The organism is Azospirillum sp. B4 (genome assembly GCF_000333275.1).
Classification (GTDB): domain Bacteria; phylum Pseudomonadota; class Alphaproteobacteria; order Azospirillales; family Azospirillaceae; genus Nitrospirillum.
The window spans coordinates 20833-31306 of the sequence record NZ_BACU01000622.1 but is presented as its reverse complement, the minus strand read 5'-3'; the positions used below and the strand labels follow the sequence as shown (position 1 = coordinate 31306).

Annotated in this window: 7 protein-coding genes and 1 pseudogene; 6 read left to right on the top strand and 2 right to left on the bottom strand. The window is 65.8% G+C overall.

Going from position 1 to position 10474, the window contains the following annotated elements; genetic code table 11:
* From I55_RS27795 to I55_RS27775, 5 genes and pseudogenes are all read left to right on the top strand, one after another.
* Window positions 1-2805: pseudogene (locus I55_RS27795) on the top strand (DNA-directed RNA polymerase subunit beta'); the annotation flags it as partial.
* 168 nt (window positions 2806-2973) lie between these two features.
* Window positions 2974-3408: a transposase gene (locus tag I55_RS27790; protein ID WP_049974574.1), complete on the top strand. Its 435-nt coding sequence runs from the start codon at window positions 2974-2976 to the stop codon at window positions 3406-3408.
* Window positions 3405-3791, top strand: coding sequence for an IS66 family insertion sequence element accessory protein TnpB (gene tnpB, locus I55_RS27785; RefSeq protein WP_083901485.1), 387 nt, complete (start codon window positions 3405-3407; stop codon window positions 3789-3791). Before I55_RS27790 ends, tnpB begins: the two co-directional genes overlap by 4 nt.
* A gap of 60 nt (window positions 3792-3851) precedes the next feature.
* Window positions 3852-5447: an IS66 family transposase gene (locus I55_RS27780; protein WP_044563978.1), complete on the top strand. Its 1596-nt coding sequence runs from the start codon at window positions 3852-3854 to the stop codon at window positions 5445-5447.
* Window positions 5444-6019 (top strand): plasmid pRiA4b ORF-3 family protein, encoded by a 576-nt coding sequence (locus I55_RS27775; protein WP_044563977.1) that lies wholly within the window; start codon window positions 5444-5446, stop codon window positions 6017-6019. Before I55_RS27780 ends, I55_RS27775 begins: the two co-directional genes overlap by 4 nt.
* 11 nt (window positions 6020-6030) lie before the next feature.
* On the opposite strand, the gene I55_RS36440 is transcribed toward I55_RS27775, so the two are convergent.
* Both I55_RS36440 and I55_RS27765 read right to left on the bottom strand, forming a co-directional pair.
* Window positions 6031-6228, bottom strand: a complete 198-nt coding sequence (locus I55_RS36440) for a hypothetical protein (protein ID WP_148294019.1) — start codon at window positions 6226-6228, stop codon at window positions 6031-6033.
* A 219-nt stretch (window positions 6229-6447) separates the two neighbouring features.
* Window positions 6448-7218 carry a tetratricopeptide repeat protein gene (locus I55_RS27765; protein ID WP_159107292.1) on the bottom strand — a complete coding sequence of 257 codons (771 nt, stop codon included), beginning with the start codon at window positions 7216-7218 and terminating at the stop codon, window positions 6448-6450.
* A 326-nt stretch (window positions 7219-7544) separates the two neighbouring features.
* On the opposite strand from I55_RS27765, the gene I55_RS27760 reads away from it, so the two are divergent.
* On the top strand, window positions 7545-10469 hold the full coding sequence (locus I55_RS27760) for a matrixin family metalloprotease (RefSeq protein WP_044563975.1): 2925 nt from the start codon (window positions 7545-7547) through the stop codon (window positions 10467-10469).
* Window positions 10470-10474 lie beyond the last annotated feature (5 nt).

Genomic DNA, 10474 nt, shown 5'->3' with positions numbered 1-10474 from the left:
AGATGGCCGTGCACGTCCCGCTGAGCCTCGAGGCCCAGCTGGAAGCGCGCGTCCTGGATGATGTCGACCAACAACATCCTGTCGCCCGCGAACGGCAAGCCCATCATCGTGCCCAGCCAGGACATCGTCCTGGGCCTGTACTACATCACGATGGAACTGCCGGGCGCCGTGGGCGAGGGCATGGCCTTCACCGATATCGGCGAGATCGAGCAGGCGCTCGCGGCCAAGGTCGTCACCCTGCACTCCAAGGTGAAGGCCCGCTACCACACGGTTGACCAGGATGGTAACCCCATCATCACCCGCGTGGAGAGCACCCCCGGCCGCATGCTGCTGTCGGAGATCCTGCCCCGCCACCCGGCCATCGGCTTCTCGATGATCAACCGGCTGCTGACCAAGAAGGACGTGGGCAACATCATCGATGCCGTCTACCGCCATTGCGGCCAGAAGGAGACGGTGATTTTCGCCGACCGCCTGATGAAGCTGGGCTTCAGCCACGCCTGCCGCGCCGGCATCTCCTTCGGCAAGGATGACATGGTCATTCCGGCCGAGAAGGAGACGCTGATCCATGAGGCGCAGGAGCGTGTCAAGGAGTACGAGCAGCAGTACCTGGACGGCCTGATCACCCAGGGCGAAAAGTACAACAAGGTGGTCGACGTCTGGTCGGAAACGACCGAAAAGGTCGCCGGCGCCATGATGAAGGTCATCGAGCAGCCGCGCCCCGGCGTCGGCGTCAACTCGGTGTACATGATGGCGCATTCCGGTGCCCGTGGCTCCGCCGCCCAGATCAAGCAGCTGGCCGGCATGCGCGGCCTGATGGCCAAGCCCTCGGGCGAGATCATCGAGACGCCCATCATTTCCAACTTCAAGGAAGGCCTGACTGTGCTGGAGTACTTCAACTCCACCCACGGCGCCCGTAAGGGTCTGGCCGACACCGCCTTGAAGACGGCGAACTCCGGTTACCTGACGCGTCGTCTGGTCGACGTCGCCCAGGACGCCATCGTCGTGGAAAACGATTGCGGCACCACCAAGGGCCTGACCATGCGCGCCGTCATCGATGGCGGTGAGGTGATCTCGCCCCTGTCGGAGCGTATCCTGGGCCGTTGCGCCTCGGTTGACGTGGTCGATCCGCTCAGCGGCAAGGTTCTCGTTCCGGCCGCCGGCCTGATCGACGAGCAGGCCGTGGAGCTGATCGAGCGCGCCGGCATCGACACCGTGCTGATCCGCTCGGTGCTGACCTGCGAAACCCGCGAGGGCGTGTGCGGTTGCTGCTACGGCCGCGACCTGGCCCGCGGCACCACCGTGAACATCGGTGAAGCCGTCGGCGTCATCGCCGCCCAGTCGATCGGTGAGCCCGGCACGCAGCTGACGATGCGTACCTTCCACATCGGCGGCGCCGCCCAGCGTGGTGCCGAGCAGTCGTCCGTGGACAGCAGCCTCGATGCCAAGGTCGTGGTGAAGAACCGCAACATGGTTCTGAACGGCGAGGGTGTGCCCGTCATCATGGGCCGCAACGTGGAACTGGCGCTGTTCGACAGCCAGGGCCGCGAGCGTGCCCGTCACCGCGTCCCCTACGGCGCCAAGCTGAACAAGCTGCTGGTCGAGGACGGGGTGATGGTCAAGAAGGGCGATCGCCTGGCGGAGTGGGACCCCTACACCCTGCCGATCATCACTGAGCGGGAAGGTACGGCCAACTATGTCGACCTGGTCGAGGGCGTGTCCATGCGCGAGGTGGTTGACGAGGCCACCGGCATCTCGTCCAAGGTCGTGGTCGACTGGCGCCAGCAGCCGCGCGGTGCCGATCTGCGTCCGCGCGTCACCCTGCGGGACGCCAACGGCGATGTGATCAAGCTGCCGAACGGCGTGGAGGCCCGCTACTACATGAGCGTGGACGCCATCCTGTCGGTGGAGAACGGCGCGCATGTGAAGGCCGGTGACGTGCTGGCCCGTATCCCGCGTGAAAGCTCCAAGACGCGTGACATCACCGGTGGTCTGCCGCGCGTGGCCGAGCTGTTCGAAGCCCGTCGTCCCAAGGACTTCGCCATCATCTCCGACCTCGACGGTCGGGTTGAGTTCGGCAAGGACTACAAGACGAAGCGCCGCATCGTCGTCGTCCCCAACGACGAGAACGAGACGCCGCGTGAGTACCTGATCCCGAAGGGCAAGCACATCTCCGTGCAGGAGGGTGACTATGTCCAGAAGGGCGACCTGCTGATGGACGGCAACCCCGTCCCGCATGACATCCTGGCCGTCATGGGCGTGGAGGCTCTGGCCTCCTACCTCACCAACGAAATCCAGGACGTCTATCGTCTGCAGGGCGTGAAGATCAACGACAAGCACATCGAGGTGATCGTTCGCCAGATGCTGCAGAAGGTCGAGATCGACGAGCCGGGTGACACCACGCTGCTGATCGCCGAACAGGTCGACCGCGCCGAGTTCGAGGCCGAGAACCGCAAGGTCCAGGCCCGCATGGATGAAGGCGAGGGTGGCCTGCGGTTCGCCCGCGGCCGTCCGGTGCTGCAGGGCATCACCAAGGCCAGCCTGCAGACGCGTTCCTTCATCTCGGCCGCCTCGTTCCAGGAAACGACCCGCGTGCTGACGGAAGCCGCCGTCCAGGGCAAGTCGGACAACCTGGAAGGCCTGAAGGAGAACGTCATCGTCGGCCGCCTGATCCCGGCGGGTACCGGCAGTGTCGTGAACCGTCTGAAGGCGATCGCCGCCGAGCGCGACCGCGAACTCTCCGCCCTGCAGGCGGGCGAGGATCCGGCCCTGACGGCGGACGTGCCCACGGAGCAGCCGGCCGCCTGAGGCGGTTGGGTGCCTGAGTGAAACGAAGGGCCGCATCCCTGCCGGGGTGCGGCCCTTTTCCTATTTGGAGATCGGGATGGGCGAAAAGCTGGTAAGCGTCAGCGCAGCCCCGCCTTCCCAGGGCGTTATTGATGGGCATGCTTGCCACTCGGCTTGAGTGGTGGGCGCATGGACGACGTGACGGTGATCGGCAAGGAGGCGCTTCGAAGTGCTCATACGAGCGCTTCGGAGTTGCACGGCGAGGTTTTGAGCGGGCCGGAGCGGCGGCGGCGCTGGAGTACCGAGGAGAAGCTGCGGGTTCTGGCGCAGAGTGTGGCGCCGGGGTCGTCGCCGAGCCTGACGTGCCGGATGCACGGTATCAGCACCGGTCAGCTGTCGACGTGGCGCAAGCAGTTCCGGTCGGGTGAGCTGACGGGGTTCGTGCCGGTCTCGGTCGTTGCCGATGCGGCGTTGCCTGAACCAGCTGTCGCTCCTCAAGCGGCGGAGCGGGCCCCCGTTGCCATCGGCGTGATCGAGGTCGAGCTGCCGACCGGCGTGCGGCTGCGGATCACCGGCGATGTCGGCGAAGCGGCGTTGCGCCGGGTTTTGGTGGCACTGTCGTGATCGGCCTTCCGGGCAATGTCCGCATCTACCTGGCGTGCGGCGTGACCGACATGCGCCGTGGGTTCGACAGCCTGGCCGCCCAGGTGCAGACGATGCTGAAGCTTGATCCCCACGACGGCGCGCTTTACGCCTTCCGGGGGCGGCGGGGTGACCTGATCAAGATTCTTTGGTGGGACGGCCAGGGCCTCTGCCTGTTCTCCAAGCGGCTGGAGCGCGGCCGGTTCGTCTGGCCGCAGGCCAGGGAGGGCTCGGTCGCGCTCACCGCCGCCCAGGTTTCCATGCTGCTGGAAGGGATCGATTGGCGGACGCCGGTGCGGGACCTGGCAGCCGGACGCGGCCTGCTGAGCGCACTCTGCTTCCGCCTGGCCCCCGGCGCGTCATAGTGACTCGGATGCTGTCCACCACGCTGCCCACGGTGGCGTTTTCGGGGTAGAATCCGCCCCATGACCGACGCTGCCGCAGAGATCGCCGAGCTCCGTGCCCGGCTCGCCGAACGCGAGGCCGAACTGGCCGCGGCGCGGGCGGAACTGACCGGCGCCCGCCTCCTGATCGAGCAGTACAAGGCGCAACTGGCCAAGCTCCGCCGGATGCAGTTCGGCCGTTCATCGGAGAAGCTCGACCGGCAGATCGCCCAACTGGAACTGATGCTGGAGGACCTGGAGGAAGGCGAAGCCGCCCGGACGGCGCCGTCGCTGGATGCCGGGAACGCGGCCCCGGAACGGCGCCAGCGGGACCAGCACCATCCGGTGCGCCGTCCCTTGCCGGAGCATCTGCCGCGCGAGGAGATCATCCATTCTCCCGGTGACGTCTGCCCCGGCTGCGGCGGCACGCATTTCTCCAAGCTGGGTGAGGACGTGACCGAGGTGCTGGAGGAGATCCCGGCCCGCCTCAAGGTGATCCGCCACATCCGGCCGAAGCTCTCCTGCCGGGCGTGCGAGGCCATCCTCCAGGCGCCCGCCCCAGACCTGCCGGTGGAGAAGGGCCGCCCCGGGCCCGGCCTGCTGGCCAATGTCGTGGTGTCGAAGTACCTGGACGGGCTGCCGCTCTACCGGCAGTCGGCGATCCTGGCGCGCGAGGGCATCGCGATCGAGCGCGCGACCTTGGCCGATTGGGTCGGCCATGCCGCCTGGTGGGTGGCCCCCCTGGCCGGTCTGATCGGCGCCCATGTGATGGCGGCGCCGGTCATCCACACCGACGACACGCCGATCAAGGTGCTGGCCCCCGGCAATGGCCAGGCCAGGCTCGGCCGACTTTGGACCTATCTGGTCGATGAGCGGCCCTGGTGCGGCGACCGTGCGCCGGCGGCGTTCTATCGCTTCAGCCCGGATCGCAAGGGTGAGCGGCCCCGTGAGCATCTCTCCGGGTTCAGTGGCGTGATCCAGGCCGACGCCTATACCGGCTATGAGGCCCTGACCCGGCCATCGGGCCTGGTCCCGCCCGGCATCGTCCCATCGGGCGTCGTCCACGCGGCCTGCTGGGCCCATGCGCGGCGGCATCTCTACGACCAGTACGAGAAGACCAGGTCACCAATTGCCGAGGAGGCCTTGCGCCGGATCGGGCGGCTCTACGAGGTCGAAGCCGCGATCACCGGCCTGTCGGCCGAACAGCGCCGGGACGCCCGGCGGCAACTCGCCGTTCCCATCCTCGACGACCTCAAACCATGGCTGGAGGCGCAGCAGCGGCGCCTGTCGGCCAAGAACACGCTGGGCAAGGCGATCGGGTATGCGCTGAACCGCTGGGACGCGCTCACCCTCTATGTCGCCGACGGCCGCATCGCCATCGACAACAACCCCGCCGAGCGCTCCCTGCGCGGCATCGCGATCACCAGGAAGAACTTCCTGTTCCTGGGTTCCGAGGCGGGCGGCGACCGGGCGGCACTCCTCTACTCCGTCCTGGAGACGGCGAAGCTGAATGGGCTCGACCCCGAGGCCTATCTGACGGATGTCCTGGACCGCATGGTCAAGGGGCATCCGATCAACCGGCTGGCCGAACTTCTGCCCTGGAACTGGACGCGCCGGGCTGACAAACTCGCGGCATGACCGCCGACACCCCCCTCCCGCCAGATCATATCGCGACAGTCCGCATCGACCTGCTCGACACCGACCCGCCGATCTGGCGCGAGGTCGAGGTGCCGATCACGATGACGCTGAAGCAGGTGCACGGCGTCATCCAGGCCGCCATGGAATGGCAGAATGCCCATCTCTGGTCATTCGCCAGCGACAGCGAGGAGATATCCCAAAGCCGGGCCGCCAAGCTGCCGCTTCAAGACCTGCTGCGGCCTCGCAAGACCAAGCTCCTCTACACCTACGACTTCGGTGACTGCTGGGAACATCAACTGACTGTGACCCGGCCCCGTCCGCCCGAAATGGGTGTCGCCTATCCCCGCTACGTCGCCGGGGAAGGTGCCGCGCCGCCGGAGGATTGCGGCGGCATTCCTGGCTTCTATGCTCAACTCGACATCCTCGCTGACCCGAACCATCCCGATCACGATGAGGTCAAGGAGTGGCTCGGTGACTACGATCCTGGCGCCTTCGATGAGCAACCGGTCAGGCAAAGGCTCGCCCGCATCGCCGCTCGCCGGTCAGCACCGAAAAAGGCAAAGACGCGGTGATCCGCTGACGCTTACAAAAGCTGAAGATATATGCTGACTTCAATTCCAGTATGGAGGATGAGCGCGGCATATGGTGCTGGTGCCTGCGCTTCGAGGGCAAGATACTGGACGATGTTGCCGTTGAGCTGGGCATTTATGATGGAATGCCCGTCACCCTCTATTATGAAGACCCAGAACACTATTTTGAGGAAGAGGCCATCCTGGGCCATATCCAATGCCCAGGATGGGACAAGCGGTGGAGCGCGCTTTACGAAAGAGCGGAGCCATAACGCAGGTTGCGATGGTTCAAAGATCAGAGGCACCGACACTGGCCGCAGGTGCCATGCCACGCGGGCGACGCTGGCGAAGTTTCGCAAAGGTGCCGTCCATAGCCCGCGCATTTGCAGTGGCAACATGGCGCCACGAGCTGGAGGGCTGAGCAGCGTCCTTTACGTCCGCGTCGCCGTTGGCAGGGGCTGGCCTGGGCGCCAGGTGCTGGCCAGGGTCTGGGCTTCCGCCTTCTGGGCGGAGGTCAGCTCGGCGTCCAGGCGGACACGCAGGGCCTGGGCGTCGGGGTTGTCGCCGGACAGCGTGGCCAGGGTATAGGCCAGCACGGGGTTGCGTGGCAGGCCGGCACCGGTGTCGTATAGGCGCGCCAGGAGGTTCTGGGCATGGGGGTTCCCGTGGCGGGCGGCCAGGCGGGCCCAGCGCGCCGCCTCGGCATCGTCCTTGGGGGCGTCCTGGCCGATGTAATAGATCATGGCAAGGTTCATCTGCGCCTGGGCATCGCCTTTCTTGGCGGCCTTGCGGAACAGGCTGATGCCCTTGGGCGCGTCCTTGGGCATGCCGTTGCCCAGGTAGTAGAGGGAGCCCAGGTTGTTCAGCGCGTGGGCGTGGCCCTTGTCGGCCGCCTTGCGATACCAGGTCTGGGCACGGGCGTAATCCACCGGCACGCCCAGGCCCTTCTCATACATCCAGCCAAGATAGGTCTGCGCTTCGGGGTCCCCCTTGTCGGCGGCGGGGGCCAGCTCGGTCAGCGCGGTGGGATAGTCCCTCCGTTCAAACGCGTTGACGCCCTTCGACCCGCTGGCCAGGGCGGTGCCGGCCAGGACGGCGCAGAGCAGGGAGCCCAGGACGGCCGCCAGAATGACGGGTTTGCACCCCTGGGCCGGTCCGGAGCCAAGCCCGGGGGCCGGTGAGGAACCGTGATGCGTATCCATACCCATTCCTTGGCCCCTTTCCTTGGCGCGCGGCTGATCGAGCCTCAGCGTGCGGGGCGATTTGGGCGGGAAAGGGGCGGGGCCATGCCCAGGGTGTGATCGGATGGTGACATCCGTCGCGGCGGCGCAACGGGACGGCCCCGCCCCCTATCCGCACAGGGGGGCGGGGCCTTCGGGACGCCGGTCTTCAGGTGAATGTCACTGGCAAGACTGTAGTCGTTGATATTAGATTGTTTGCAATGATTTCCACGCCTGGGGAACGGAATGTCGGTTTTGGCGGCCCGTCAAGTGCCTTCCTTCCCAACCTCGGAAGGATCGGCAGCGTTATGAATGAAGAGCTGGACACGGTGTACGCTCAATCCGGCGGGGAGGGCATGCCGGCGCCAGAGGCCGAGACGGGCACCAGCGGGACAGAGGCCGCCACCTCCATCTATGCCGACAGCGATCCCAAACTGGCGCTCATCGGCTATGGCGTGAATGGTGTCTACACCAATCGCGCCAACGCCGTGGCCCCGCTGGGCCATCCCGCCTTCATCACCTACAGCTTCGCCGACACCTTGCCGACGGGGGCCTCGGCGTCGGACTATCCCGGTTTCCGCGCCCTCACCAGCGATGAGAAGGCCGCCATTCAGAACGCCCTGGCCACCTGGGAGAAAGTCTCCGGCGTGGTCTTTCTGGAGGTGCCCGACGGCCAGGGCGAAATCCAGTTCGACACCTATAATTTCGCGGGCACATCCGAAGCCGCCGCCGCGGCCTATACGTCCAAGACGTTCTCATCCAGCTCCGCCCCGGTGCTGGCGGAAATCGCCTTCAACACCGATGGCAAGGCCTCGCAGGATCTGTGGCTCAGCGATGGCGTCCTGACTGCGGTGCACGAGATCGGTCATGCCCTGGGTTTCAAGCACCCCGGCAACTACAACGCGTCGGGCGGCGGGGCCGCCGCGCCCTACCTGTCGTCGGCCATGGACAACACCGCCAACACGGTGATGTCCTACTACTTCTCCTCCGGCGTCACCAGCCTGGGGCCGGTGGACATCGCCGCCGTGCAGTATTTCTATGGCGATGCCCAGTCCCTGGCCAGATCCGGCATCACCTACAGCTGGGACTCGGCCAATCTGGTCCTGACACAGACGGGAACCAGCGGCGACGACGTTCTGATCGGCACCGATCTGAAGGACGTGTTCAAGCCCCTGGGTGGCAACAACAGCCTCTACGGCTATGCCGGGATCGATACCGTCCAGTACGACTACGCGTCGTCAGGGGTGAGCTTCACCAAGGCCTCCGACGGGTCGGTCACGGCGGTGACGCCGGGCGGGACCGACCACCTGTATTCGATCACCTATGCGCAGCTGAACGACGAGACCGTGCAGTTGGTCGCGGTGATGAAGAGCACGGCCGCCGGATACCAGGTCACCGGTGGCATCCTGGCCGACACCATCGACCTCTACAACATCAGCACCAGCGCCGACAGCGATTATGTCGATGGCGGGGACGGGGACGATTATATCTCCGACACCGTGTCGAAGAACGACACGCTGATCGGTGGCGCCGGCAATGACACCATCTATGGCGGTACCGGCGCGATCATCACTGGCGGCGACGGAAACGACAAGCTCTACAGCTACGGTGGCGCCTCGGCCGACGGCGGCAATGGGGACGACTATATCAGCGGGACGGGCACGCTGATCGGCGGGGCGGGCAACGACACGTTGAGCGCGACGGGAAACACGACCGCCCAGAGGCTGGACGGTGGTGATGGTAACGACCTCATCTACGGAGGCCAGGGGGCAGACACCTATGTTGGCGGCGCGGGCAACGACACTGTCTATGGCGGATCATTCGACGATGCCGACGTCATCACCTATGATTTCTCGTTCCAGCAGGCCAAAATCTCCCGCGGGACGACGAGCGGCCTCTTGCTGGATGGCAGCTTCGGCATAACAGGTGGTTACGTAGCCGTCACCAAGCCCACCGGTACCGATCAGCTCAGCAACGTCCGGTACGCCGTATTTACGGACAAGACGATCCAGCTGCAGACGTTGCTGACGGCCCAGCCGCGGGCTGTCGCGGTGGGTTCCTCCATCCCGCTGGCCTCGTTAATCTCCACATCCCTAGGGTATGGGGCGTCCATCACCCAGTACCTTATTTACGATCCCTATGATGGTGGTTCCGTCAACCTCAACGGTGCAACCAACACGGTCGCCCTCAACGACCTGAACTTCAACTATGCTGTCAGCGCGGCGGACTTCGCGAAGTTAACCTATTCCGCCGGGGCTACGGCAGGGGCTGAAACCCTGAACATCGCCGCCTACGATGGCATCGCGTGGAGCCATGCGTATGTGAAGGTGGGCTCCGTGGCCACCGTGCCTTCTGTGGCCAGCGTCGCCCTGGTGGGGACGCCGACCGCCAACAGCGGATCGGTCCAGTACCAGGTCACCTTCAATGAGAGCATGACGGGTGTCGACCCGTCGGACTTCGTCCTGACCAGGAGCGGCACCGCCGATGGCGTGGTGTCCGCCGTCAGCGGGTCGGGCGACAGCTATCTGGTGACGGTATCGGCCATGGCGGGGACGGGTACCCTGCGTCTTGACCTGATGAACGACAACACGGGCATCGTTGACTCCGCCGGCTACACCGCTGTGGGGTACACGGGCGGGTCCGCCCTGTCCGTGAACCGGCCGCTCTTCTCCTGGACTGATACGACCACGGGCCAAAGCGGCGCATCGACCGGCAGCGTCAGCTATTCCGGGCCGGTGGATTACCTGAAAACCCAGCAGCTCTGGTCGGGCAGCGACAGCGTCGCCATGACGGCGAACGGCCCCAGCGCCTTTATCAAGGGCGGTGACGGTGACGATGCCCTGGCGGTGACCGGGGGCAGCAATGTGCTGGACGGAGGGCGCGGGTCCAACTTCCTGGTGGGGTCCACGGCCCAGGACGGGGGCGCCGATACCTTCTTCATCGATGGCCGGGGTGGCCAGACGACATGGGGCACGGTGGTCAATTTCCGCGCTGGCGATGCCGTCACCATCTGGGGCTATACCGGGGACAGCGTTGCTAGCTGGGCTGCCAGCGAGGGCGCCACCGGCTATCAGGGGGCGACGCTCCACGCCGCCCTGGCCGGCGCAGGCACGGCCGTCAACGCTTCCGTGACCTTCGCCGGTCTCAGCCTGGACGACATCAAGAACCACGTGACCCAGAGCGTCGGCACGGTGGGCGACGCCAGCTATCTCTATCTCAGCTACAGTGGTTGAGCGGG